This is a genomic window from Micromonospora sp. CNZ295 (genome assembly GCF_004217535.1).
Genome location: NZ_SHKZ01000001.1, coordinates 2,166,267 through 2,190,538, shown reverse-complemented (window position 1 = coordinate 2,190,538; position 24,272 = coordinate 2,166,267). Strand labels below are relative to the sequence as shown.

26 protein-coding genes are annotated in these 24,272 nt (G+C 72.8%); 18 read left to right on the top strand and 8 right to left on the bottom strand.

All coding sequences use genetic code 11. The features are described from left to right. Positions 1-117 precede the first annotated feature (117 nt). Positions 118-555, top strand: a complete 438-nt coding sequence (locus EV376_RS10410; RefSeq protein ID WP_130322139.1) for a GNAT family N-acetyltransferase — start codon at positions 118-120, stop codon at positions 553-555. On the opposite strand, the gene EV376_RS10405 is transcribed toward EV376_RS10410, so the two are convergent. Continuing rightward, positions 509-1,036 (bottom strand): GNAT family N-acetyltransferase, encoded by a 528-nt coding sequence (locus EV376_RS10405; RefSeq protein WP_130322137.1) that lies wholly within the window; start codon positions 1,034-1,036, stop codon positions 509-511. The genes EV376_RS10410 and EV376_RS10405 overlap by 47 nt on opposite strands. Before the next feature lie 99 nt (positions 1,037-1,135). Here EV376_RS10405 and EV376_RS10400 point away from each other — a divergent pair, with 99 nt between their 5' ends. Genes EV376_RS10400 through EV376_RS10390 form a run of 3 tightly spaced genes read left to right on the top strand, consistent with a single transcriptional unit; the run spans position 1,136 to position 3,582 of the window. Next, positions 1,136-1,690 (top strand): NAD(P)H-dependent oxidoreductase, encoded by a 555-nt coding sequence (locus EV376_RS10400; RefSeq protein ID WP_130322135.1) that lies wholly within the window; start codon positions 1,136-1,138, stop codon positions 1,688-1,690. A gap of 24 nt (positions 1,691-1,714) precedes the next feature. Then, positions 1,715-2,728 (top strand): ATP-binding cassette domain-containing protein, encoded by a 1,014-nt coding sequence (locus EV376_RS10395; protein ID WP_130322134.1) that lies wholly within the window; start codon positions 1,715-1,717, stop codon positions 2,726-2,728. Then, positions 2,725-3,582: an ABC transporter permease gene (locus tag EV376_RS10390; RefSeq protein ID WP_130322132.1), complete on the top strand. Its 858-nt coding sequence runs from the start codon at positions 2,725-2,727 to the stop codon at positions 3,580-3,582. Before EV376_RS10395 ends, EV376_RS10390 begins: the two co-directional genes overlap by 4 nt. Before the next feature lie 161 nt (positions 3,583-3,743). Here the strand turns inward: EV376_RS10390 and EV376_RS10385 are convergent, their stop codons facing one another. Then, complete coding sequence (locus tag EV376_RS10385; RefSeq protein ID WP_130322130.1) at positions 3,744-7,271, bottom strand: AAA family ATPase; 3,528 nt, start codon at positions 7,269-7,271, stop codon at positions 3,744-3,746. Positions 7,272-7,488: 217 nt separating this feature from the next. Here EV376_RS10385 and EV376_RS10380 point away from each other — a divergent pair, with 217 nt between their 5' ends. The 9 genes from EV376_RS10380 to EV376_RS10345 all read left to right on the top strand — a co-directional run bounded on the left by EV376_RS10380 (position 7,489) and on the right by EV376_RS10345 (position 11,752). Beyond that, the gene (locus EV376_RS10380) at positions 7,489-7,881 is read left to right on the top strand and encodes a YbaB/EbfC family nucleoid-associated protein (RefSeq protein ID WP_130322128.1); all 393 of its coding nucleotides are present in this window, start codon (positions 7,489-7,491) and stop codon (positions 7,879-7,881) included. A gap of 5 nt (positions 7,882-7,886) precedes the next feature. Continuing rightward, positions 7,887-8,204: a hypothetical protein gene (locus EV376_RS10375; protein WP_130322126.1), complete on the top strand. Its 318-nt coding sequence runs from the start codon at positions 7,887-7,889 to the stop codon at positions 8,202-8,204. Positions 8,205-8,208: 4 nt separating this feature from the next. Beyond that, complete coding sequence (locus EV376_RS10370) at positions 8,209-8,703, top strand: WXG100-like domain-containing protein (RefSeq protein WP_130322124.1); 495 nt, start codon at positions 8,209-8,211, stop codon at positions 8,701-8,703. Then, positions 8,696-9,214, top strand: coding sequence for a hypothetical protein (locus tag EV376_RS30150; RefSeq protein WP_165437979.1), 519 nt, complete (start codon positions 8,696-8,698; stop codon positions 9,212-9,214). Before EV376_RS10370 ends, EV376_RS30150 begins: the two co-directional genes overlap by 8 nt. Then, positions 9,211-9,663, top strand: a complete 453-nt coding sequence (locus EV376_RS30145; RefSeq protein ID WP_165437978.1) for an SUKH-3 domain-containing protein — start codon at positions 9,211-9,213, stop codon at positions 9,661-9,663. The genes EV376_RS30150 and EV376_RS30145 overlap by 4 nt, the downstream gene beginning before the upstream one ends. Positions 9,664-10,028: 365 nt before the next feature. Then, positions 10,029-10,466: a helix-turn-helix domain-containing protein gene (locus tag EV376_RS10360; protein WP_486482579.1), complete on the top strand. Its 438-nt coding sequence runs from the start codon at positions 10,029-10,031 to the stop codon at positions 10,464-10,466. Positions 10,467-10,502: 36 nt separating this feature from the next. Continuing rightward, positions 10,503-10,871, top strand: a complete 369-nt coding sequence (locus tag EV376_RS10355; RefSeq protein ID WP_130322120.1) for a DUF4180 domain-containing protein — start codon at positions 10,503-10,505, stop codon at positions 10,869-10,871. Positions 10,872-11,123: 252 nt separating this feature from the next. Then, positions 11,124-11,345 carry a hypothetical protein gene (locus EV376_RS10350; RefSeq protein ID WP_130322118.1) on the top strand — a complete coding sequence of 74 codons (222 nt, stop codon included), beginning with the start codon at positions 11,124-11,126 and terminating at the stop codon, positions 11,343-11,345. An 86-nt stretch (positions 11,346-11,431) separates the two neighbouring features. Then, positions 11,432-11,752, top strand: a complete 321-nt coding sequence (locus EV376_RS10345; RefSeq protein WP_130322116.1) for a GYD domain-containing protein — start codon at positions 11,432-11,434, stop codon at positions 11,750-11,752. Positions 11,753-11,808: 56 nt separating this feature from the next. Here EV376_RS10345 and EV376_RS10340 read toward each other — a convergent pair whose 3' ends face one another. Further along, on the bottom strand, positions 11,809-13,425 hold the full coding sequence (locus EV376_RS10340) for a DHA2 family efflux MFS transporter permease subunit (protein WP_130322114.1): 1,617 nt from the start codon (positions 13,423-13,425) through the stop codon (positions 11,809-11,811). Between the two features lie 325 nt (positions 13,426-13,750). Between EV376_RS10340 and EV376_RS10335 the strand changes: the two genes are divergently transcribed. Together EV376_RS10335 and EV376_RS10330 are read left to right on the top strand one after the other, a co-directional pair. Continuing rightward, positions 13,751-14,482 (top strand): DUF998 domain-containing protein, encoded by a 732-nt coding sequence (locus tag EV376_RS10335; RefSeq protein ID WP_130322112.1) that lies wholly within the window; start codon positions 13,751-13,753, stop codon positions 14,480-14,482. A gap of 64 nt (positions 14,483-14,546) precedes the next feature. Then, positions 14,547-14,906 carry an STAS domain-containing protein gene (locus EV376_RS10330; RefSeq protein ID WP_207228110.1) on the top strand — a complete coding sequence of 120 codons (360 nt, stop codon included), beginning with the start codon at positions 14,547-14,549 and terminating at the stop codon, positions 14,904-14,906. Here the strand turns inward: EV376_RS10330 and EV376_RS10325 are convergent. After that, positions 14,820-15,797, bottom strand: coding sequence for a sigma-70 family RNA polymerase sigma factor (locus EV376_RS10325; protein ID WP_130322108.1), 978 nt, complete (start codon positions 15,795-15,797; stop codon positions 14,820-14,822). The genes EV376_RS10330 and EV376_RS10325 overlap by 87 nt on opposite strands. A 126-nt stretch (positions 15,798-15,923) precedes the next feature. On the opposite strand from EV376_RS10325, the gene EV376_RS10320 reads away from it, so the two are divergent. Both EV376_RS10320 and EV376_RS10315 read left to right on the top strand, forming a co-directional pair. Continuing rightward, positions 15,924-16,745 (top strand): alpha/beta fold hydrolase, encoded by an 822-nt coding sequence (locus EV376_RS10320; RefSeq protein WP_207228108.1) that lies wholly within the window; start codon positions 15,924-15,926, stop codon positions 16,743-16,745. Between the two features lie 143 nt (positions 16,746-16,888). Further along, entirely contained in the window at positions 16,889-17,209 is a 321-nt protein-coding gene (locus EV376_RS10315; protein ID WP_130322104.1) for a GYD domain-containing protein, read from the top strand. A 48-nt stretch (positions 17,210-17,257) separates the two neighbouring features. On the opposite strand, the gene EV376_RS10310 is transcribed toward EV376_RS10315, so the two are convergent. The 3 genes from EV376_RS10310 to EV376_RS10300 form a co-directional block, all read right to left on the bottom strand. After that, positions 17,258-19,609 carry an acylase gene (locus EV376_RS10310; protein WP_130322102.1) on the bottom strand — a complete coding sequence of 784 codons (2,352 nt, stop codon included), beginning with the start codon at positions 19,607-19,609 and terminating at the stop codon, positions 17,258-17,260. A gap of 180 nt (positions 19,610-19,789) precedes the next feature. Next, on the bottom strand, positions 19,790-20,506 hold the full coding sequence (locus EV376_RS10305; protein WP_130322100.1) for a hypothetical protein: 717 nt from the start codon (positions 20,504-20,506) through the stop codon (positions 19,790-19,792). A 185-nt stretch (positions 20,507-20,691) separates the two neighbouring features. After that, the gene (locus EV376_RS10300; protein WP_130322099.1) at positions 20,692-21,069 is read right to left on the bottom strand and encodes a DUF4267 domain-containing protein; all 378 of its coding nucleotides are present in this window, start codon (positions 21,067-21,069) and stop codon (positions 20,692-20,694) included. 96 nt (positions 21,070-21,165) lie between these two features. On the opposite strand from EV376_RS10300, the gene EV376_RS10295 reads away from it, so the two are divergent. Further along, positions 21,166-21,753: a TetR/AcrR family transcriptional regulator gene (locus EV376_RS10295; protein WP_130322097.1), complete on the top strand. Its 588-nt coding sequence runs from the start codon at positions 21,166-21,168 to the stop codon at positions 21,751-21,753. Between the two features lie 1,341 nt (positions 21,754-23,094). Here the strand turns inward: EV376_RS10295 and EV376_RS10290 are convergent. Continuing rightward, positions 23,095-24,270 (bottom strand): Wadjet anti-phage system protein JetD domain-containing protein, encoded by a 1,176-nt coding sequence (locus EV376_RS10290; RefSeq protein ID WP_130328601.1) that lies wholly within the window; start codon positions 24,268-24,270, stop codon positions 23,095-23,097. Positions 24,271-24,272: the final 2 nt, after the last annotated feature.

The window sequence follows — 24,272 nt, the reverse complement described above, 5'->3', positions numbered from 1 at the left end:
GTGCGGGCCGAGCGGTCCGCACCGGCTTTCCCGCCGCCGGCCGCCGGCCACCGGCCACCGGCCACCGGCCACCGGCCACCGGCCACCGGCCACCGGCCACCGGAGCATCATTGCCTGATGATCCGTCCTGCCGTCCCGGCCGACCGCACCGCGGTCGAGGCCGTGGTCAGCGCCGCGTACACCCCGTGGATCGAGGTGATCGGCGTGCCGCCGCTGCCGATGAGCGCCGACTACGCCGCGCTCATCGCGGCGGGCCGGGTGTGGGTCCCGAACCCGGTCGAGGGCCTCATCGTGCTCGTCCCCGAGGACGGCGTCCTGCTCGTCGAGAACGTCGCGGTCAGCCCGGCGGCCCAGGGTCGGGGCCTGGGCCGGCGCCTGCTGGCCTTCGCCGAGGACCGGGCCCGCGCGCTCGGCCTCCCCGCACTGCGGCTCTACACCAACGAGAAGATGCTCGCCAACATCGCGCGCTACGAGCGCCTGGGCTACGTCGAGACGGAACGCGAGAACATCAACGGCCGCTACGCCGTCCACCTGCGGAAGACCCTTCGCCGCTGAGGTCGGCCCGCCAGTCGTTGACCCGCATCACGCTGCCCGGCGGGTACTCGAAGTCCGTCGGCCCGAGCAGCACGAACCCGGCCCGCCGGCAGACCGCGTTGGAGGCGTGGTTGTCGACCGACGGGTAGGCGTGCGCATGGCGACGGGTCCGCCGGGCGCCGGCCACGTCGAGCACCGCGCGCACCGCGGCGGTGGCCAGCCCCCTCCCCTGGTACGCGGCCAGCACCGCCCACCCCAGCTCGTAGACCTGCTCGCCGCGCCACTCCCGCTCCCAGTAGCCCACGCTGCCGGCCTTCGTCCCGTCGGGCAGCACGATCGCGTACATGCAGCCGCCGCCGGTGCCGGCGAACCGCGCGTACCGGTCGTTGCGGGCCACCACCTGCTCGTCGGTCTCCGGCCCGCCGGTGTGCCGCCGGATCTCCGGCGCGTTGAGCTGCCGCAGCAGGTCGAGGTCGTCGAGCTGCCACGGCACGATGCGCATCCCGTCCACCCGCCCAGTGGAGCACCCGCCCCCGACAGGCCGGCCGCCAGATCGGATCTGGCGGGCCGTCTGGCGCCTCCTGGGTGAAGGGAGGACGCCATGACGCCGCTGCACGTCGCCGTGATCGTCGGCAGCACCCGGGAGGGGCGGGCCGGCGCGGAGGTCGCACGCTGGTTCGTCGAACGGGCCCGGCAGCGGGGCGAGCTCGCGGTGACCGTCCTCGACCTGGCCGACTACGACTTCCCGGCCACCTGGCCGGCGGAGGCGACACCGGCCATGCGGTCCTTCACGACGGCGGTGGGTCGGGCGGAGGCTTTCGTCGTGGTCACGCCCGAGTACAACCACAGCTTCCCGGCGTCGTTGAAACAGGCGATCGACTACGCGTACGACGAGTGGCAGGCGAAGCCGGTCGGTTTCGTGTCGTACGGGTGCGGTTCCCTGGGTCTGCACGCGGTGGACCAGCTCCGCACGGTCTTCACCGCGCTGCACGCGACGACCGTCCGGGACATCGTCGGCGTCGACCTGCTCTGCGGCGGGCCCACCCCGCTCGCCGAGGACCGGCTCGGCCGGGACGCCGCCGTCCTGCTCGACCAGCTCGCCTGGTGGGGCCTGGCACTGCGGGAGGGCCGCGGGGCCCGCCCGTACGCCTGCTGAGACACCCGAGGAAAGGTAGAGATCATGAGTACGCGCACCACCGGCCTGGCCGTGGAGGCCGAAGGCCTGCGCAAGACATTCGGCACGACCAAGGCGCTCGACGGCCTCGACCTGCAGGTCCCGGCGGGCACCGTCTACGGCGTGCTCGGCCCCAACGGCGCGGGCAAGACCACCGCCGTACGGGTGCTGGCGACGCTGCTGCGCCCGGACGGCGGGCGGGCCCGCGTGTTCGGCCACGACGTGGTCGGCGACGCCGACGCGGTCCGCTCCCGGGTGAGCCTGACCGGCCAGTACGCCTCGGTCGACGAGGACCTGACCGGGATGGAGAACCTGGTGCTCCTGGGCCGGCTGCTCGGGCTGCGCAAGCCGGCCGCGCGGGAGCGGGCGGAGAGCCTGCTGTCCGCGTTCGGGCTGACCGAGGCGACCGAGCGGCAGGTCAAGAAATACTCCGGCGGCATGCGGCGACGCCTCGACATCGCGGCGAGCATCCTCAACACGCCGGATCTGCTTTTCCTGGACGAGCCGACGACCGGGCTGGACCCGCGCAGTCGCAACCAGGTGTGGGAGATCGTCCGGGCGGTCGTCGCGCACGGCACCACGGTGCTGCTGACCACGCAGTACCTGGACGAGGCCGACCAGCTCGCCGGTCGCATCGCGGTGGTCGACCACGGCCGGGTGATCGCGGAGGGCACCCCGGGCGAGCTGAAGTCGTCGGTCGGCTCCGGCACCGTCCACCTGCGCCTGCGTGACGCCGGGCAGCGACCGGCGGCCGAGAAGGTGCTGACCAGCGCGCTCGGCGTACCGGTGCAGCTCGAGCCCGACCCGGTCGCGCTGACCGCGCGGGTCGGCGGCGAGGGCTCCGACCTGGCGGCCAGCGAGCAGGCTGCCCGCGCCCTGGCCGACCTGGTCCGCGCCGGCATCGTCGTCGACGACTTCTCCCTCGGCCAGCCGAGCCTGGACGAGGTCTTCCTGGCCCTGACCGACCACCCCGCCACCCCGGCCGACGAGCGGGACGAGCAGCTGGAGGCAGCCCGATGAGCGACACCGCCACCACGACGACCGCGCGCCCGCCGTCGGTCTACGTCCCGTCCGCCGAGGCGCTGGCGACCGTCCTCGCGCCCGGAGCACGACCGCCGAGGCCGAGTGCCCTGTCGGCGTCGCTGACGTTCGGCTGGCGGGCCATGTTGAAGATCAAGCACGTGCCCGAGCAGCTGTTCGACGTGACGGCGTTCCCGATCATCATGGTGCTGATGTTCACGTACCTGTTCGGCGGTGCCCTCGCCGACAGCCCGCGTGACTACCTGCAGTTCTTCCTGCCCGGCATCATGGTCACCAGCGTCGTGATGATCACCATGTACACCGGTGTCGGGCTCAACAACGACATCGAGAAGGGCGTCTTCGACCGGATCCGCACCCTGCCGGTGTGGCGGCCGGCGGCCCTGGTCGGGATGATCTTCGGGGACGTGCTGCGGTACATCCTCGCCGCCGTGGTCATCCTCGGCGTCGGGCTGGTGCTGGGCTTCCGCCCGGACGGCGGGGTGCTCGGCGTGGTCGCCGGGATCGGGCTGCTGGTGGTCTTCTCGTTCGCGTTCTCCTGGGTGTGGACGTTCTTCGGCCTGACCCTGCGCAGCGAGAAGTCGGTGATGGGGGTCAGCATGATGGTGCTGTTCCCGCTGACCTTCCTCAGCAACGTCTTCGTCGAGCCGGCCACCATGCCGGGCTGGTTGCAGGCGTTCGTGAAGGTCAACCCGATCACCCACCTGGTGGCGGCGGTCCGTTCGGCGATGTCCGGCTCCTCGGACCCGACGAACACCATGTGGCTGCTGCTGTGGAGCGCCGGCTTCGTGGTCGTCTTCGGCACCCTGACCATGTACCGCTACAACCGCCGCTAACCCATTCACCCACCCGGCCCCCGGCCCTGGCCGGGGGCCGGCCCGGGTCCTGACCCAGCCCAAGTTGATCAAGAAGTTATGGCGTCCCGGCCCGGCGTGTCGCCGCCAGAACTTCATGGTCAACGCCGCCCGCCGGCCCGGCGGGCGGGTGGTGGGGTGGGTTACAGGTGCCAGGGCAGGGGGGTGGGTGGGGCGTAGCGGCAGTTGCTGCCGGTGGAGAGCGACTCGCGTAGGTGGGCGGCGAGGCTCGGATGCCGCTCGTCGAGGCGACGCAGCGTGTCCCGGATCCGGGCGGTCACCGCCTTGCGGGCGCGCTCGGCCTGGTCGCCGAGGCGCCGGCCACGGCCCGCCAGGCCGGCCGCCGCGCGCAGTTCGTCGAGGAGGGCGACCCGCTCCGCGTCCAGGGTGGCCACGCGGCGATCGTCGCCCCGGGCGGCGGCGCGGTCGATCTCGTCGTCCAGCCGCTCCAGGTGGCGCCGGTAGCGGGCCTTCGCCTCGTCGTCCAGCACCGGGTCGGCGCCGAGCCGGTACGCGGCGGCCAGTTCCGGCCCGGCGGCCGGGTCGAGCAGCTCGACGGCGGCGACGTCGACGCCGGGCCGGCTCAGCAGCAGACGCAGGTCGTGCAGGCCCTTGGCGTCCGGCAGGTGCGCGGTCACACCGCCGTAGACCAGCTTCCACACGGCGCCGTCGCGGCGGAACTCGTACGCGGCCGGCTGCTCGGCCGCGGTGCCGGTCACGCCGCCGGAAGTGGTCGCACCGGCAGGCCCGGCGGAGGCGGCTACGCCAGCGGGCCCGCCGGAAACGGTCGCGCCAGCAGGCCCGCCGGAGGCGGTTCCGCCAGCGGACCCGCCTGAGGTGGTCGCGTGAGCAGGTGCGCCGGAAACGGTCGCGCCAGCAGACCCGCCGGAGGCGGTCAGGCCCGCGAGCCCGTCGGAAACGGTCGCGCCAGCAGACCCGCCGGGGGCGGTTGCCGGGGTCGGGGACGGCTGGACCGCCCCGAGGCGGTGCGGCAACTGGGTCATGCCGAGCGCGGCGGCCTCGCGTACCGTGTCGGCGCGCAGCGCGGCGGCGGTGGCCGCGTCGCCGGGCCGGCCCCGGCCGGTCAGCGCCGCCACCAGGCCGGCGCGGGCGAACAGCGACCAGGGCCGGGCGCCCAGCCGGTCGGCGGACTCGCGGGCCGCGGTGAAACCGGCGACCGCGTCGTCCCACCGTTGTTGGGCCGCGTCGACGACGGCCAGCCAGTGGTCGACCGGCCCGGCGAGGTCGCAGCCGAACAGCGCCGCCAGCCACTGCCCCCGGTACGGCGTCAACGCCGCGCGCGCCTCGGCGCAGCGCTCCTCGTCGCCGGTCAGGGCGGCGACCTGCGCCCGCAGCCGCAGCCAGAGCGACGACACCGGTGCCGGGTACCGGGCACCGGCCGCCTCGATCCCGGCGGTGAGCCGGACGGCTGCGTCCCGGTCGCCGCGCTCGGCGGCGGTCAGGGCCCGGATCAGTTCGAGATGGGTGTGCGCACCCCGGCCCAGCTCGTCGAGCAGTGCGTCGGCCGGGTCGAAGCGGCCCTGCAGCAGCAGCCGCGACCAGCGCAGGTGATGCCCGATGTAGGCGTGGTCGGAGTCGCCGAAGTCGGTCAGGTCCAGCTCCGCGAAGCAGGCGTCGGCCGCCGCGAAATCGCCCCGGAAGGCGGCGATGATGCCGCCGTCGATGGCGGCCGCCATGTGGTGCCGGGCCGCGCCGGCGCCCTGGCTCCCGGTGACGAAGGCGGCATGCTCGTGCAGGTAGCTCGGGTCGCCCAACTCCAGGAGGGCGACCCAGCGCAGCGAGGTGGCCCACAGCTCGGTCTCGCGGTCGCCGACCCGGCGGGCGACCTCACGGATCTCGGCGCAGAGCTTGGCGCGGTCGGCGGCGGTGCCCAGCCCCCACGTCGTGTCGTGCCGCGCCCACAGGCTGAAGGTGAGCGCCTCGTCGTCCCGCCCGAGGCGGGCGAGCGTCTCGGTGGCGGTGATCAGGTCGGTCACCAGCGCGCCCGTCGGTGCCCCGTCCGCGGGCTCCCCGATCAGCCGCCGGTACGCCTCGCGGAGCAGTTCGCCCGCGTTCGTCAGGTGCCCGGCGGGCGTCGAATGCTGGCGGTGCAGGGTGAGGGCGACACGGGCCAGCACCGCCGGATCCTCCAGCGTCCGGGCCAGGTCGGCCGCCTCGGCGAGGAGCTTGCGCGCCTCCTCCTGCCCACCGGTGTGGAAGCACTGCCCGGCCAGCTCCACCATGATCTTGACCCGTTGGGCCGGGTCCTCGGCGACGTCCAGTGCCCGGCGGAAGTGGACCGCAGCCTCCTCGACGGCGAGTCGCCCGCTGGCGTTCCGGGCGGCGGCCAGCAGCAGATCGGCGGCCCGGGACGGATCCAGCTCACCGGCGCCGAGCCAGGCGTGGCGGGCCAGGTCGGCGGGGATCAGCCGCTCGCCGAGCGCCGGCTCGCGGTCAGCGGCCCGGACCACCGTCGCGTGCCGGCTCCGGCGCTCCGCGTCGTCCAGCCCGTCGTAGAGCGTCTCGCGCACCAGGTCGTGGGCGAACGCGAACCGCCCGCCGGCGCGGGCGACCACCAGCCGGGCGGTGACCGCGCGGTCGAGGAGCCGGTCGACCTGCGCCGCGGGCGTGCCCGTGCACGCGGCGAGGACGGACCGGTGGAATTCCCGGCCCAGCACCGCGGCGGCGGTGAGTGCCTCGGCGACCGGGCCGGGAAGCTGGGCGAGGCGGCGGCGCACCGCCTCCCGCACGCCGGGTGCGATCAGATCGACGCTGCCGTTCACCCGCCACAGCCGGGCGGTCTGCTCGACGAAGAACGGGTTGCCGCCGGTGCGTCGATGCACCTCGTCGACCAGGGCCTCGTCCGGCTCGCGCCCGGCCGTACGCGCCATCAGCGCACCCACCTCGTCCCGGCTGAGGCCGGTGAGCGTGACGGTGCTGGCCTTGGCCGTCATCGGCATCAGCAGCGGGCGCAGCGGATGGTCGACCGCCTCGACCTCGGCGTCGCGGTAGGTGCCGACGAGCAGCAGCCGCTCGAACCAGGTGTGCTGCGCGACGAACCCCAGCAGCCGCATCGAGGCCGGGTCGGCCCAGTGCAGGTCGTCGAGGACGACCACGACCGGGCGGCGCTGCGAGACCGTGACGAGCGCGGTGGTGACCGCGTCGTAGAGGGCGAACGCCTCCTCCTCGCCGTCCACACCCGACTCGCCGCCGTCCACGCCCGCCTGACCGCCGCCGACCGCACCGGAATCGCGGCCGGCCGCACCCGGCTGACCGTCGCCGAGCACAAACGTCTCAGCGCCGGCCACGCCGGGCTGACCGCCGGCGGACCGTGACGGCGTCTCGCCGAGCAGGGCGGTGAGGCCGGGCTCCGCCGCGGCCCGCGCCTGCGCCCAGGCCTCCGGTGCGCGGCGCAGGCCACGGACGACCTGGACCCAGGGCCAGTAGCCGGGTGCGCTGTCGGAATCCCAGCAGGCGGCGCCGAGGACCAGTGCGCCGCGCTGCCGGGCCTCGTCGGCCAGGGCGGTGACCAGCGTCGTCTTGCCGATGCCCGGTTCGCCGGTCACCAGGACGAGACCGCCGTGGCTGGCCAGCGCCCGGTCGAGGTCGGCGCGCAGCAGACCGGCGGGATGCTCCCGCCCGATGATCGCCTCGCCCCGCCGCGGCTCCATGACCCTCCGGACGGTAGTCGAACGGTGCGACAGGACGCGCTGGAGTTTCCGCCGCACCGGGCGCTGCGGGTCGCGTACACCGGTTGGGACCGGACCGGCGACCGGCCGCCGGCGGCGCGACGGGCATCGATGGGCCTGGCGGCTGTGCCCTAGGATCACTGCGACGTAGTCGTGTGGATACCGGGGGCTGACCGTGACGTCGACCGATCCGTCCGGAATGGACAAGACACTGTCGGACACGCTACGCGCGCTGAGCGCCTACCAGTCCGCCATGCAGGACCAGGACGCGTCCCCGGTCGAGGGGCACGGCGAGGCGGCGGACGGCATGGTCCGCGTCCGCACCGAGCTGCCCGGCCGGGTCGCCGCGCTCGAGGTCGATCCGCGGCTGCTGCGGCTCGACCTCGCGACCCTGACCGAGCACATCGTCGCCGCGGTCAATGCCGCGCTGGAGGATCTTCAGCAGTCGGCGCCGAGCGCCGCCGGCCCGGTCGACCTCGGCGAGCTCGGCCGGCAGTTGACGACGATCCAGCAGGACGCCGCGCGACAGTTCAGCATGTTCGTCAGCGGGCTGGCCGCCGCGCAGGACCGGCTCGGCCGCCGGGGCGGGTGACGGCGGTGCAGATCGACCCGGAGGCGCTCGCCTCCGCCGCCGAGGGGATGGGGTCGGCGGCCACCAGCTTCGCCGACCGGCTCACCGCCTTTCAGGCCCGGGTCGCCGCGATCGGGCCGGTGTTCGGCGACGACGAGACGGGCTCGATCCTCGGGGTCGCGTACGAGGAGGCGTCGGGCTTCGTCTTCGAGGTGCTCGCCGAGGCGCTCGAGGAGATCGGCTTCGCCGGCGAGGACCTGTCCGCGATGGCGCAGTCCCACGAAGCGAACGAGGCCGACAACACCGACCTGTTCAACGGGATCCTGGGCCGGCTCGGGGGGTGACGGCATGGGCATGCAGCTGCCGGGCGAGCTGATCACGCTGCTCGACATCCTCGGCTACACGTGGCCCGCCTCGGACGAGGAGAAGCTCTTCGAGCTGGGGCAGGCCTGGGTCGACTTCAGCAACGACATCGCCGGCTTCGTGGACGGGGCCGGCGCCTCCGCCGCCGCGGTGCTGGGCGGCAACGAGGGCAAGGACATCGACGCGTTCCGCGACTGGTGGTCCGGCGAGGAGAGCCCGCTCGCGAGTCTGCTCAGCAACATCGACGGTTCGGTGATCGGCGGCGCGGGGCTGATCATCTGCGCCGCGATCGTGCTGGCCCTGAAGATCGCCGTGATCGTGCAGCTGACCATCCTGGCGATCCAGATCGCCCAGGCGATCGCCACCGCGGCCCCGACGTTCGGCGCGTCGCTGCTGGAGATCCCGGTCTTCCAGACGATCGCACGCACCATCGTCGGCAACCTGATCCAGGAGTGCGTCTGGCGGTTGATCAGTGGCTAGGAACCGGGGCGGCAAGCTCGCCGCGAAGTTCGCCCGGGAGTGGGTCCGCCCGGTCAAGAAGGTCAAGCGCCGGCGGCGGGGTGACCCGGACTCCAGGCCCACCCGCAACGCGTCCCCGGCCCGGCAGGCGTCCTGGCGGGCCCGGCGGGAGGCCGACCGGCAGCAGGCCAACGGGCGGACCAACGGCACCGCCGAGGCGGTCACCACGCCGGACGGCCGGCACACGGCGGTGTCGGTGAGCGACCACCCGAACAACATCTACCCGCACCACCGGGAGGTGGCCCGGGTGCTCGACAGCGTGCCGCAGAACCTGCGCGCGCCCTGGCACGGCAACTGCGCGTTGCCGCAGTCGCTGTCCCGGCTGCTGGACCGGGGCATCGACCCGCGCGGTGGCGCCATCGGCTCGGCCCGGATCCGCGCGCCGGGCAACCCCGCCCATGGCAGCCACAACCCGTGCTGCAACAGTTGTATCTCGTTGCGGAACGCATTCGATCTCAGGGAGGCGCTGTGAGGCCCGACGACCGGGACCTGCCACCGCGGGTGACCCAGGCGCTCAAGGCGGCGGGGTGGAACCCCCGCCGGCGGGTGGACGTCGGCGAGTGGGAATCGTCCCTCGCCCCCGAGGGGTTCACCATGCACGCCGCCGCCCGCGCGTTCCTCACCGAGTTCGGTGGACTGGCCGTGCCGGTGAGCGGCCCCGGCCGCGACTACGCCCGCATCGGCGTACGGCTCGATCCGTCGCTGTGTATCGGTCAGAAGAAGTGGTTCGACAGCCTCGACGCGCCGACGGCCGGCCAGCTCTACCCGGTCGGCGAGGAGTACGACGGGCACGCCAGCCTCGCGATGGACGTCGACGGCACCATCCACATGATCTTCAACGACCAGGTCAAGCGGATCGGCCCCGGCGCGACCGGCCTGGCCCGGCTGCTGGAGGGCGAGGAGGCCCCCGGCCAGGAGTGAGCCGACGGCCCGACAGTTCAGCTCGACTTCCCTGACCTCGGGGTCCCGGTGCTCGGGCGCCCCGACCTGCACGTACCCGGGATCAGACGCACGGGTAGTCGGATGACCTCACGATGCCGGCGGCACCGCGGTGTCCGGAACGACCGGATACCGCGGTGCCGGTGGCATCGCCATGTCCGGGACGGGTCGCCGCCGCGATGGCGGCGCGATGCCGCTGTCCGGCCTGGCCGGTCCGGGCGGGTGTCCGCGGCGCTCCCGGCCGGCCCCCGGACTCCCCTCCCCGCTCTCCGGAGCGGCACCTCTGACCGTCGCTCGGACCCACCCACCATTCCCTAAGTTTCCCTATCGGCTACGCTTAAGGAACGATGGGGAATGACATGTACTCGGTCGAGCAGGTCGCGGAGCGGCTCGGCCTGCACGTGCGGACCGTCCGCGGCTACATCCGGTCAGGGCGGCTGCGGGCGGTACGGATCGGCAAGCAGTACCGGATAGCGGCGCGCGACCTGGCGGCGTTCACCGGCACCGCCGACCCGGCCGCCGCGACCGCTGCCGGCAGGTCGATCGAGGTGTCGAGCATCGTGCGGATGGACGGCGTCGACCGGGCCGCCGCCGACCGGCTCGGCACGCTCGCCCAGGCCGCGGCGGCGACCCGACCCGACCTGGGACCGCCGCTGAGCCTGCAGACCATGTACGACGACGAACGCAACCGGCTGACCCTGGTGATCCTCGGCGACCCGGCCGTCACGGCCGACCTGCTGCGGCTGGTCGACTCCGTGCTGGACGGGGTGCTGGGCCATGACTGACCGGGTCGCCCGGGTGACAGCGGAAGGGATGGCCAGATGACCGACGACATCCAGGAGCGGGCCGGCACCCAGGTGCTGGTGCTCGACCCGGCCGGACCGGTGATCGCCACCGAGCAGGACGTCCTCGACCTGATCGGGTCGGCGTTCCTCGGAGCGCAGGTGGTGGCCGTGCCGGCGAGCCGGCTCGACGCGCGCTTCTTCGCCCTCGGCAACCGGTTCGCCGGAGAGGTCATGCAGAAGTTCGTGAACTACCGGCTGCGGCTCGCGATCGTCGGGGACATCTCGGCGCACCTGGCGGAGTCGTCGGCGTTGCGGGCGCTGGTGCACGAGTCGAACAAGGGCGGGCACGTCTGGTTCCTGCCCGACCTCGACGCACTGGACGACCGGCTGCGCGGCGCCGCCTGACCCCGCATCCCCTACGCCCTGCCGGGAGGCGGCCCGACCGCCGTCGCGCCGGGTTCCCAGCGGTCGTGGAAGAGCGCCAGCTCCACCCCCTCCGGCTCGATCCCCCGGCGCCGTGCCTGCTCCTCGGCGCTACCGACGCGCCCGGCCACTCCGCCGTCCCGGAACGGGATATCGCGGTATCCCGGTGTCGATCGGTGCGTACGCGGACAGGTCCGGATGCGTACCGGCGGCCCTACCGGGTACGCGCCAGCCATGGGTAGCCACAAGCCGAACAAGCATGATCCCGGCGGTGAGTCGGCGCGAGGGCGGAAGCACCCGGGCAGTGGCGCGCGGGGCCGGCAGGGCTCGCCCGTCGAGCACGGGCCGGACCAGCGGCGCCGGCGGACCGCGACCGGCACCTCGGGCACCGAGCGTGATCACGGCCGCGCCAAGGTCGAGGGCAGCGCGCGGGTCCAGCGCCAGGGCACGCGCTGAACGCGGCACGCGTTGAGCGGCGGAGCACACACCGCCCGGCAGGGCAGGCGCTGAGCGACTGCCGGAGCGTGCGGGGAGGGGTCGAGATGGCGAAGTTCCTGCTGAAGTCGACCTACACGGTCGACGGTATGAAGGGTCTCAGCAAGGACGGCGGCACCAAGCGCGCCGATGTCGTGCGCAAGATGGTCGAGAACGCCGGCGGGAGGATGGAGTCGTTCCACTTCGGCTTCGGCGGGGACGACACGTACGTGTTGTGTGACCTGCCGGACCACACGACCGCCGCCGGATTGGCGATCGACATCCGGGCCGCCGGCGGCCTGGACACCCGGGTCACACCGGTGCTGACGCCGGACGAGGTCGACAAGGCGGTTCGGGACAGGTTCGCGTACACGCCGCCCGGTATCTGACCTCGGACGAGCGTCGGGGGCCGCTGGGACGTGTCCCGGCGGCCCCCGACGGTCGGTCAGTGGACGACGACCGGCGTCCTCGGCTCGCCCGGCTGCTCCCCGGGCTCGCCCGGCTGGTCGTCGAGCAGGTGCGACCGCTCGCGCCGCCTGGGCAGGAACGCGACCGGGATGAAGGTCGCGATCACCAGCGCGAACGCCACCCAGTACGTCGAGGCGAACGAGTTGGCGGCGAAGTCGAGCCCCCGCTCGATCAGCGACGGATCCGGGACCTGCTGGGCCAGCTCCGGCTGCTGCTGGGCGGCGATCGCCAGCCCGGCCTCGGTGACCGGGTTGCCGTGCGGGTCGGTCACGCCGGGGATCGGCCGCGAGTCGTTCAGCTCGTTGGTGAGGATCACCGACATCACGGCGGCACCGACCGAGCCGCCGATCTGCTGGAGGATGTTCACCAGCGTGGAGCCGCGGGCCACCTCGTGACCGGTCAGCGTCCGCAGGGCGGAGGTCATGATCGGCATCATCGTGCCGCCCATGCCCAGGCCCATGACGAACAGCGAGCCGCAGAGCAGCACGTACGACGTGTCGGTGCCGACCTGGGTGAAGGTGAACAGGCCGGCGACGATCAACGCCAGCGCGAACGGCACCGTGCGGCCGACCGGCACCTTGTCGGCCAGCATGCCGGCGATCGGCATGGTGACCATGGCGCCGAGGCCCTGGGGGGCCATCAGCAGGCCGGCGTGCAGGGTCGACTCGCCGCGCACCTGCAGGAAGTAGCTCGGGAACAGCAGGCCGGCGCCCATGAACGCGATGATGAACACGAACAGGCTCAGCGCCGCGATGGTCAGCCTGCGGTTGCGGAACAGCCGCAGGTCGAGCAGCGGGTGCTGCGGCTTGAACGAGTAGAGGACGAACGCCACGACCAGGGCGGCGCCGACCAGCATGGGCCCCCACACCTCGGCGTCGGCGAAGGTGCCGGCCTCGGGCAGGGTGGAGACGCCGTACAGGAACAGGGCGAGACCGGGCGAGAGCATCAGCATGCCGAGGAAGTCGAACGACTCCGACGGCTCCGGGCTGTCCTTCGGGAGGGCCAGCTGCGCGTAGATCAACGCGATGACGCCGATCGGCAGGTTGATCAGGAAGATCCAGTGCCAGCTCGCCGTGTCGATCAGCCAGCCGCCGAGGATCGGGCCGCTGATCGGGCCGAGCAGCATCGGGATGCCGAGGACGGCCATCAGCCGGCCGATCCGGTGCGGGCCGGCGGCCCGCGTCATGATCGCCATGCCGATCGGCATCAGCATGCCGCCGCCGAGACCCTGCAGCACCCGGTACGCGATCAGCTCACCGATGGTGTCGGCGGTGGCGCAGAGACCGGACCCGATCGTGAAGAGCGCCAGAGCGATCATGTAGAGGCGCTTGGTGCCGAACCGGTCGGCGGCCCACCCGCTGAGCGGGATGACCGTGGCCAGGGCGAGGGTGTAACCGGTCATCGTCCACGCCACCCGGGCGTAGGACGCGTCGAACTCGTTCTGGAACGTCGGCAGGGCGACGCTGACCACCGTCACGTCGAGGATCGACATGATCGCGCCGAGCACGACGACGCCGGCAACCTTGAGCACCGCGGCGTCGAGCTTCTCCGATGTCGCGGCCGGTTGCGGTGACGCGACAGGTTGCTGTGTCACAAAATCTCCTGACGTCGGATATCGACCGTACGGGTGAGCGGTGGCGGCGAGCCCGCGCCCTGCCGGAAGGTGGGCTCGACATGCGAAGGAGCGAGGCCCGCAGGGCAGAGTAGTCCTCTCCACCGACACTCCGCCGCCGCTTTAGCGCCCAGCAGACGTCGTTGTGAGGACGGCCACGTCACGCCGGCGGCGCGCAATCGTACTGACGGCGGAAGCGGCGAAGACGTGACGGCCAACCGAATTGCGTCAACCTTGGTTGACACGGGTTGTGCTGTCAACGTACGTTGACAGCATCCGCATCGCCCACCCAAGGAGGAATCCGGCGATGACCACGACCACCCTCCTGCCCGCAGCCACGCCCCCCGCCCCGCGCCCGAGCCGGACCACCCGGATCCTGCTTGGCTGCGGCGTCGTCGCCGGCCCGCTGTTCGTCCTGGCGTTCCTGGTCAACGGCGCGACCCGCGACGACTACGACCCGCTACGGCACGCGGTCAGCTCGCTCGCCCTCGGCGAGCGCGGCTGGACCCAGACCGCCACCTTCCTGGTGTGCGGCCTGCTCACCCTCGCCTTCGCCGTCGGCGCGCGCCGCGCGCTGCGGCCAGGCCGGGCGACGACCTGGGGACCGATCCTCATCGGAGCCTGGGCGATCGGTCTGATCGCCGCCGGTGTCTTCACCACCGACCCGGTCAGCGGCTACCCACCCGGCACCCCGGACGCGCCGGCTCGACTCAGCACCGCCGGCGCGCTGCACGACGCGGCGGCGCTGATCGGCTTCCCGGCGCTGGTGGCGGCCTGCTTCGTCCTCGCCCGCCGGTTCGCCGGCCAGCGCCGGCGCGGGTGGGCGGGGTATTCGGCCCTCTCCGGCCTGGTCGTGCTCGCCGGGTTCCTCGTCTCCAGCCTCGGCTTCTCCCAGGCCACCGCCCTGGTCGACCTCGCCGGCCTCTACCAGCGGGTCACCATCGTCACCGGCCTGCTCTGGCTCACCCTGCTGGCCGTACACCTGCGGCGCCAGCCGGCCGCCGACCACCGGCTGCGGTCGGAGCGCACGGCACCTTGATCATTGCTGGGTATGCTCGTCGCCGCGGCAGATGATTCCCGCGGCGACGGGCGGTCGTACCCGTGTGACGACCTTCACGACCACCTTCGCCGTCGGTGGGACGCCGACCCGCGCGGACATCCCCGCTCTCTGCGGCGAGTTGGCCGAGGCGCTGTGCGGCCGGGCCCCCGGCGTGGTGGTCTGCGACGTGTCCGGGCTGACCCGCGCCGACCTGGTCACCGTGGAGGCGCTGGCCCGGCTGAGCCTGACGGCGCGGCGGCACGGCTGGCGGCTGGTGGTCCGCGGCGCCGACGCCGACCTGCGGGAGGTCGCCGACCTGCTCGGCCTGGCCGGCGTGCTATTCGAGCCGGTCGGGCAACCCGAACAGCGGGAACAGGCGGGCCGTGTCGAGGAAGTTGTTGACCGCCGCGATCCGGCCGGCTGAGATCCCCAGCACGATCAGCGCCCACGGGTCGTGCCCCGACCCGGTGAGGCTGGGCCGGTACTGCCCGAACGCCGGCATCCCGTTGGCCGCCACCGGAACCAGGCGGGAGCCCCGGCAACCGCTCCCGGTGCCGGCCATCCAGGCGGTGATGTCGTCGTGGCCGCGCAGCCACAGCGGCAGCGGCGGCATGGACAGCGTCGCGTCCTCGTGCAGCAGCGTGGTGAGGGCCTTCAGGTCGTACGCCTCGAACGCGCGCACGTAGCGCGCCAGCAGCGCCTTCTGCTCCTCGTCGAGCGGCTGGTGCACATCGGCGGCGGTGTCGGTGGCAGAGAGCGTGGCCCGGGCCCGCTGCAGGGCGCTGTTGACGCTGGCCACCGAGGTGCCGAGAAGGTCGGCCACCTCCTGGGCCGACCAGGCCAGCACCTCGCGCAGGATCAGCACGGCCCGCTGCCGTGGCGGCAGGTGCTGCAGCGCGGCGACGAACGCCAGCCGGACCGATTCGCGGCCGGCGATCACCTCGGCCGGATCGCTGCCCTCCGGCAGGACCCGGGCATCCGGCACCGGGCCGACCCAGATCTCGTCGGGGCGCGGCTCGCCCGGGTGGGTGGCGTCGCCGGAGCCGGCGGGGCCGAGATCCATCGGCCGCACCCGGCGCTGCGCGCTGGCGAGCATGTTGAGGCAGACGTTGGTCGCGATCCGGTACAGCCAGGTGCGCAGCGCCGACCGGCCCTCGAACCGCTCGTAGCTGCGCCAGGCCCGCACGAAGGTGTCCTGGACGGCGTCCTCCGCCTCGAAGGCCGAGCCCAGCATCCGGTAGCAGTAGCCGGTCAGCTCGGGACGGTACGGCTCCAGCAGCGACTCGATGGATGGGCTGGTGGCGACGTGACTCACGCGGACCAATCTAACCCGCGCCCCCGACAGTCCCGGTCCCGCGGAAATTTGTGTCGGCCCCGGCGATGAGTCCGCGGCGGCTGCCCGGTCACCAGAGCATCCGACGACACAGCCGAGGAGATGGCCATGACCACGACCGCCGAGACCGCCACCACCGGACAGTACGCCGACGTCAACGGCGTCCACCTGTACTACGAGACGCACGGCACCGGCAGCCCGATGATCCTGCTGCACGGCGGCCTCGGGTCGGGCGAGATGTTCGCGCCGATCCTGCCCACGCTGACCGACCGGCACCAGGTCATCCTGGTCGACCTGCAGGGCCACGGCCGGACCGCCGACGTCGACCGGCCGCTGCACGTGGCGCTGATGGCCGACGACGTCGCGGCCCTGATCGACCACCTCGGGCTGGACAAGCCGGACGTCGTCGGCTACTCCCTCGGCGGCGGCGTCGCGTTCCAGGTCGCCGTCCGGCACCCGGACAAGGTGGGCCGCCTGGTGATGGCCTCGGCGAACATCCGCCGCGACGCGATCTACCCGGAGATGCTCGCGCAGCAGGGCCAGGTCACCGGCGCGGCCGCCGAGTTCATGAAGGGCACCCCGATGTACGAGCTCTACCAGCGGGTCGCGCCGCGCCCGGAGGACTTCCCCCGGCTGCTCGACAAGATCGGCGAGGCGATGGCGCACGACTTCGACTACAGCGAGGAGGTACGCGGCCTGCGGATGCCGACGCTGGTGGTGGCCGCCGACGCCGACATGGCGCCGCCGAGCCACTACGTCGAGGTCTTCAAGCTGCTCGACGGCGGGCTCCGCGACGGCGGCTGGGCCGGCGAGGGACGACCCAAGGGCGGCCACGCCCTGGCGATCCTGCCCGGGCTGACCCACTACGACCTCTTCGCCTCCCCGCTCTTCGCCGCGGTCACCCTCGCCTTCCTCGGCCAGCCGAGCTGAGCCCTCCACGACCAGTCGAGCTGAGCCCTCCTCCGGCCGCCGAGCTGAGCCTTCGAGCTGAGCCGGCGGCCGGGAGGCGTAGCCGGGCGGGAAGCGGGTACCCGCGGCCGGGCCCGGGGAACGCGGGGGAAGGCGGTGCCAGCGTGGCGAAGTTCCTGGTCAAGGCGACGTACACCACCAAGGGGATCGCGGGACTGGGCAAGCAGGGCGGCACGTCCCGCGCCGAGATCGTCCGGGCTCTCATCGAGAACTCCGGCGGACGGGTGGAGGTGCTGTACTTCGCCTTCGGCGAGTACGACCTCTACGTGGTCGGCGAGCTGCCGGACAACGTGACCGCCGCCGCCCTGGGCATCGCCGTCCGGGCGGCGGGCGGGGCCGAGGCGCGGGTCGTGCCGCTGATCACCCCGGAGGAGATCGACGAGGCGGCCCGGCTGCCGGTCACGTACCAGCCGCCGGGCCGGTGACACCCGGAGCGCGGCGGGGCCGGCAGCGCGCCGACCCCGCCGGTCAGGTCAGCGGCGGCGCTCCCCCACCCGGTACGTGACCAGGTTCGGGTCGGCCTTGAGCTGCTTCTGGGTGAACTTGATGGTGTCCCAGCCCTTGCCCGAGTACAGCCGGGTCTGGTCGGCGTACCAGGGCGAGTTCGGGTTGGCCGACTGCGAGTAGGTCAGGATCTGCCGGCCCGACGGCCCGCTGCGACCCAGCTCGACGGCCATCAGGAACGACGTGCCGTGCCGGATCTTCGGGTAGCCGACGCCCGGCTCGAACACCCCGATGATCATGTTGAACACCCCGGCCTCGGCTCGCCCGCCGTGGATCGGGATGCGCTCACCGCCGCGCGGCTCGCTCTGCACGCCACCGAGACGCGCGTCGAGCGGGATGCCGGCCAGCTTGCGGACGGCGTCGGCGAGCGCGGTGCGTACCCGCGGGTCGTCGACGGCCAGCCGGCTCGGCGTGGTCAGCGGGGCGCTCGCGTCGAACGGGTCGGCGAAGCGCAGGCCACCGGCCAGGGCGAACTCGGTGAACAGGTGCGCCCCCCGGCTGCCCAGGTCGACCTTCAGGTCCCAGCCGCGCAGCGCCGCACAGGCGGCGGTCAGGTCGACGGTGGTGCCGTCCGACGCGGTCGCCGTCGGCTGCGCCTCGCAGACCCGGACCAGGTCGTCGCGGACCAGCTCGCCACCGTACGCCCGGTTGCCGAGCGTCACGTCCCACAGCCGCCCGGTGGTGAACCCCCGGCCGGGCAGCCCGTCGGTGCCGGCGAGGCGCTGGCGCACCTGGTGCACACCGAGCCGGGTCCGCAGGCTGCGCGGGGTCCGCTCGTCACCGACGATGCGCGGGTACCCCTCCAGCGGGCGGGCCGGGTTGGCCAGCCAGTAGCTGTCGTTGGAGTTGGTCACGTAGTCCTTGCGGATCAGCGTGGGCAGGCTCGCCGGCCCGAGGATGCCGGGCACCGCGGCGTCCCGGTCCCGGCCCAGCTCGCACGCCGAGCGGGAGCCGTCGAGGACGGCCTGGCCGCTGCTGGCGTACAGGGGCTGGAAGGGCGCCGGGATGCAGGCGGCCGCGAGCGAGTCGGTGACCCGCGGCACGACCGAGTGGTCGGCGTAGAGGGCACGGCCGTCGCGGTCCGCGGCGATGACGTTGACCCAGGGCAGGAACTGCCGCCGGTCCAGCACCGACCGCAGGTCGTTCACCGACTTCGCCCGGCCCATGGCGAGCCAGCCGTCGAGCGCGCGGTTGTTGGCGGCGTTGACGTCGGTGATCGCGTACGCGGCCTGCGCGGTCCAGTCGAAGGTGCCCGGCACCACCACGACCGGCCCGTAGTGGGTGTCGTAGAAGGTGCGGCTGACCGGCCCGCCCGGCGTCTGCACGGTGACCGTGCGGGAGGTCATCTTCCGGGGCTTGCCGTCGTAGAGGTAGCTCGTCGGGTCGCCGCGCACCAGGGTGAGCCGGTGCCACACGAAGCGGCGGGCGGTGGAGACGGTGTGCGACCAGGCGACCCGGCCGTTGTGGCCGATCTCGACCAGCGGGTCGCCGACCAGGGCCGCGCCCTCGACGTCGTAGCGGCCGGGCACCGTGAGGTGCATCCGGTAGAAGCGCTCACCGCCGTCCCACGGGAAGTGCGGGTTCGCGAGCAGCATGCCGGCGCCGCTGGCGGTGGCGTCGCGACCCAGGCCGTACGCGTTGCTGCCCACCCCGGCCGGCGCGCCGTCGGCGGCGGTGACCACGGCCTCGGCCTGCGGGGCGCTGCCCTTGTTCGTGGTGGGCGGCGCGCTGGTCCCGGCGGGCGGGGCGGCGGCGACGATGCCGTCGGCGAGCGCGCCCGAGCTGGCCCGGACCATCCGCGCCCAGTTGGCGCGCCACATGTCCAGCTCGGTGATCGGGCGTACCCAGTCCTTGCCGGCGCATGCCGGGTCGTTGATCTTCTTCTTGGCGCTGCGCAGGTAGGCGTTGTAGCCGGCGACGAAGCCACGGATCTGGTCGCGTACCTCAGTGGAGGGTGCGCGGACGCCGTCGCGCGGGCCGGTGAGCCAGCGCTCGGCGGACCGGTCGTCGATGGCCTTCTGGTGGAACAGGTCGCTGCTGACGTTGGCGGTGTTGGGGCCGAACCAGCGGGACCGCTCGGCGCGGACGGTGACCATCTGCTCGGCGATCAGGCAGACGTTGTCCTCCGCCTGCACGTAGCCGACGCCGTAGCCGAGGCTCGCGAAGTTCTGGGCGGTGATGTGCGGTACGCCGTAGGAGGCGCGCTGGATCAGGGCGGAGTAGCCGTTGCCGTGGGCGACGGCGGTGCCGCCGGTGCCGGTGAGGCCGGCGGCGACCAGCCCGAGGGTGGCGGCGACGGCGACGAGTGGACGGGGTTTCATCGGGCGGTTCTCCTCATGGGACGTCCTCCCCGGGTAGTGACTGTCCAGGTCCGACCGAGGCTAGTGGTGAAAGTTGCTCAGGTCACTCCTTGATCGCCCCGGGATCGCGTCCGGGTTCGCCCGCAGGGGTGCTGGTCCGTCACCGGGCCCGGCCCGCCGCGGCCGTCCGGCACGGCCGGGTCAGCCCGGCACGGTCACCCGCTGCTCCGGTTTCGGCCTGCCGGCGCCCGGGACGTGCACCTCGCTCTCGGAGGCCAGCGCGCCGAAGTGCCCGCCCGAGGTGTGTGCGCTGAACCGGATCGTGTAGGCGTCGCCGCCCGTCGTCGGGGTGGCCGCGTGCGGCACCAGCCGGCCGCAGGACGCGGTGTGCCCGGGGCCGTTCCCGCTCGGTGAGGTGGCGGTGAGGGAGTGGTCCTGTTCGCCGGCACGGCTGACCTGGCAGGTGATGGTCAGGCTCAGCGGCGCACGCGAGTCCGGGTGCCAGCGGCGGCTCTGGAAGTAGAAGGGCTCGACGAAGACGTACGGGTTGAGGTAGTGGCCGCCCGTGTCGTCCTTGCGCAGCCGTTGGGTGCAGAAGCGGAACTTCCCCATCGTCTTGCCGCTGAGCGAGACGTACACCTGCTGGCCGGCCTGCAGGGTGCAGGTCTGCGACAGCACGGTGTAGCCGGGGGGCAACTCCGGTGCCGGGGTGGCCTTGCCGGCCGCCGGGGCCCCGGCCGAGCCAGCACGCGCGGTCGCCGACGGGTGCGGCGTGGCCGTCGGGGCGGCGTTCGCCGCACCGGTGGGCGCCGGGTTGACCCAGATGGTTCCGGTGGCACCGGATCGGCCGCAGCCGGCGGCACCGGTGATGAGCAGCAGCGCCAGTACGCCGTAGGACAGAAGCGGACGGCGCCGCATGACACCTCCCCGTGTCGACCAGCCGCGGGACCGCGGGTGCGGCTTCCCGTCGATGTCGGCGGCCAGGCGAGATCCTAGTACGGCGCCCGCCGCCGACGGGGCAACGATCTCGGGCCGTTCCGCTGCGGTACTGCTCGCGCGGGTGGCCGCCGCGCAGGCGGCCGACCGGCAACGAGCGGGAACCGCTACGCGATGAGCAGCAGCACGCTGATCGCCAGCATCACCACCGCGGTACTGGCGTGGATGCCGTAGGCGGCTGCCTTGGGCCCACCGCTGCGCAGCACGATCAGCGCGTCGCCGACGGGGATGAGGGCGGCGGCCAGCATGAGCCAGCCCAGCAGGTGGGTCGTCCCGCCGACCACCACGACGAGGATCATGAGGCCCGCGGCGATGTCCCGCACGGACTTGACGGCCAGCCAGGCCTGGAAGGTGCGGTCCCCGGTCGGAGTGTCGGGGATACCGAAGCCGGCCGCTGCCTGCGGCGCCCGGAACGCATTAGCGCCCATGAGGATGACGGCCCCACCGATCAGTCCGGCGAGCACAGTGGCGACGTTGCCGAGCATGAGTTCCTCCCCCTCGCTTGATCCCTAGCAGCGCTAGATATCGTAGCGACGATACGTTGTCGTCGACAGCCTGTCTAGCATTGCTAGGATGAGGTCATGTCCGCCATCTCGGAACGCCGCGAACGGGAACGCGCCCAGCGCCATCAGCTGATCATTACGGCCGCCCGCGAACTCGCCGAGGCCGAAGGGTGGGAGGCGGTGACGACGCGGCGGCTGGCCGAGCGCGTCGAGTACAGCCAGCCCGTGCTCTACAGCCACTTCAGCGGCAAGGACGACATCATGCGCGCCGTCGCCCTCGAAGGCTTCGGCGAACTCGCGGACCGCCTGCGCCACGCCCGGCTCGCCGACCCCGAGCCGCCTGCGGCACTGCACGCCGTCTGCCACGCCTATTTGGACTTCGCGACCGAGCGGCCCGCCCTCTATCAGGCCATGTTCGTCCTACCGACGGATGTGAAGTTCGCACACGCCGAGACGCCACCGCCGCTACGCGCCGCCTTCGACGAGTTCGTGAACTGCTTCCCGGCGGACAACCCGCGACGCGAGCTGTTCGCCGAGGTCACCTGGAGCGCGCTGCACGGCATCGCCGCCCTGACCGAGAGCGGCCGCATCCCCCCGAACGGACAGGCAGAGCGTCTCGACTTCCTCGTCACCCAGATCGCCCGTACATCAGGGCCAGGAATCTGAGCTCCAGTCGGCGCCTTTCGTGGACCTGGTTCGGGTCGAGGCCACGCCCGCGGGTGTCGAGCGGCAGCCCGGAACGTGGTGCGTCCCGGCGGCCAGCCGAGATCCCAGTACCGGAGTCGCTGCTGGCGCTGCACCTCACCGCCCGGCCCGCACCATGGAAAGCCAATCGCGTGTTGGCCCGACAGATGTTCGGCCCTCGGCCGAGTCGCGTCTCGTTCGCCAGCACAGGCACCGACCTCGGTCTGGTGGACGTGCAGCGCCGGTCGGTCGTACGTGGAGCGCCCAAGGGCTGGTCCCCGGTAGAGAGCTCCCCCTCGGGGAGGTGTCGGGATTCGGCGTGAGCGGGCATGACGGCTCCTAGCAGGGCTGTTGGGTAGACGAGGGCGGCCAGGCCCCGGCAGTACGGCGCCGGGTGCCGGCCGGGTCTGTGGCTGATGCGGCGTCCGGGTCTGGACCGGGTCGGGAGACCCTGACCGGACTGATCGGCGAGGAGAGGCTTCGACGAAACGGAAGTGGCAGGCGCACGCTCGCGGCGTCCCTCAGCGGCTCCCCCATGGCCACCGAGGGCATTGCGTCGAGCCATGGCCCTGCGCGGAGAACACACCTGAGCAGTTGCGGTCCGAGGTCTTGCCCACGAATGCCCGCTGGTGGGTAGCCAACACAACGTCCCCGCCGCGGCGCTCACCCAACAGCGACCCAACAGCCCGGGCTGTCGGGGGCGCGCCCGCAGCACCGACTCGTTGTTGGGTGGCTGCCACTCGCTGTTGGGTAGCTGCGACGCGCTGTTTGGTCGCGGCGACCCCGTTGTTGGCCAACGCCCAACGCTGTTGGCCAACGGCGAAGACTGTTGGGTCAGCGCCGAAAAACTGTTGGGCGACCCAGCGCGATCTGTTGGGCTGCCGCCCAACAAGCCCGCCGCGCTGTTGGGCTCTGTTGGGTGTCCGGCCGCCGGAGTCGGTGCTGCGAGCCAGGTCACCGAAGCCATTGGTAGGTGCGAACACGGCCGATCAGCGTGGGAGCTACCCCCACGTGACTGGTTGTCCAAGTCCGGCCCCGAGTCCTCCTGTGCTGACGCTCAGATCGGGGTACCGGTTCAACGATCAGCGCGGCCCAGCGCAGTACATGCGTTACAGCTTGGGACGCTAATCCGGTAGCCCTGCCGCTTTTCGGGCGCCCGGTGCACTCAACGGGTGGCCGCGGCCAGGAACGCCGGTAAGGCGACCAGCAGCCGCTCGTCCTGGGCATGCCGGGTCTGCTCGCCTGACCCAGTGCTCGGCATCGTCGCTGCTGATGGCGCTGGTTCTGACTCGGTTCGGAAGCGCCTGGACTCCGGAGGTGGCGTCACCTGGTCAGCGCTCGTTCTGCGACGCTGAACCGGATCCGCTCCTGCTCCAACCGCAGGGCGGGCGCGTAACAGTTGGCGACCAGATCGCGGTACAGCTGCGACTCGGCGGGCGTCAGGTGGGCGAGCTCCACCGCGACCGGAGCAGGCTCCCGGCCCCAGTGCTCCCGGTGCGCCAACAGCGTCTCGGCGTCCATCAGCATCGACGTCGTGTGCGGAAACACCTGGCGGAGTCGGTCGAGGATGGCGAACCCGTGGGTGTCGATGTCGCCCCAGTAGACCAGCTCCCGGTCGTGCAGCCAGGTCAGCGGCGCCAGCGCGCGCACCGCGTAGCCGCCGCCGAAGACCGCGACTGTGCCGGGTAACGGCGGAAGCGCGAGGTACGTGGTCTCGTTTTCGACGACGAGCACCCGTACGACGTCGAGCGGAGTGTCGGCCAGCTCGTCGGCCCGGACCGTCGCCTCGCCGAACGGGCCGAGCGCCGCCGGAGCGGGGCGGGCCAGCGCCCGCAGCCGCACGTAGGTGGGCTTGGTGCGGAACCGGTACCGCTCGGCGAACCGAGCCGGCGGCTTTGCCGCATCGAGCCGCTCGGGCGCCAGCTGCCGGTCCAGCAACTGAGCCAGAACATTGCGGTGCTGCTCGATGAACTTGGTGTCGACGCCAGGGACGTCGATCTGCCGCACGTAGAGCTGCGTCGTGGGGTGCCGGTCGATCCACCGCACGACATCGACCAGGCGGGCCCAGCTCTGCTCGTTGTCCAGCACCTTCATCGGCTCGGCGGTCATCCACTCGACCACGGCGGGCGCGGTCTGCCGCGTCGCCTCGACGAGCCGCAGGAATGTCTCCACCTGCCGTTTCACCCGCAGCAGCGTCCACACCCGGTCGGCGCTGTCGATGACCGCCCGGTGCGGCACCTCGTTGCTGCCGACGAGCCGCCCGCCGACACGTTTCCATTCGAGGCGTACCAGGGCCGGGTCGACAGCCTGCCACGCGGCGAGCCAGTCCTGGGCCGCGCCGAAGTCCTCGGCCAGCTCCACGGCGGTCGGCGCGCGCAGCGGCACGACGATCGGTTCCCACCGCTGCCGCGCGTACGCGGTGAGCAGTTCGCCGGAGTTCCACCGCCGGCGCACTTTCGCCAGCAGGTCCGTCGGGGTGGACCAGCGCGACGCCGGCACGG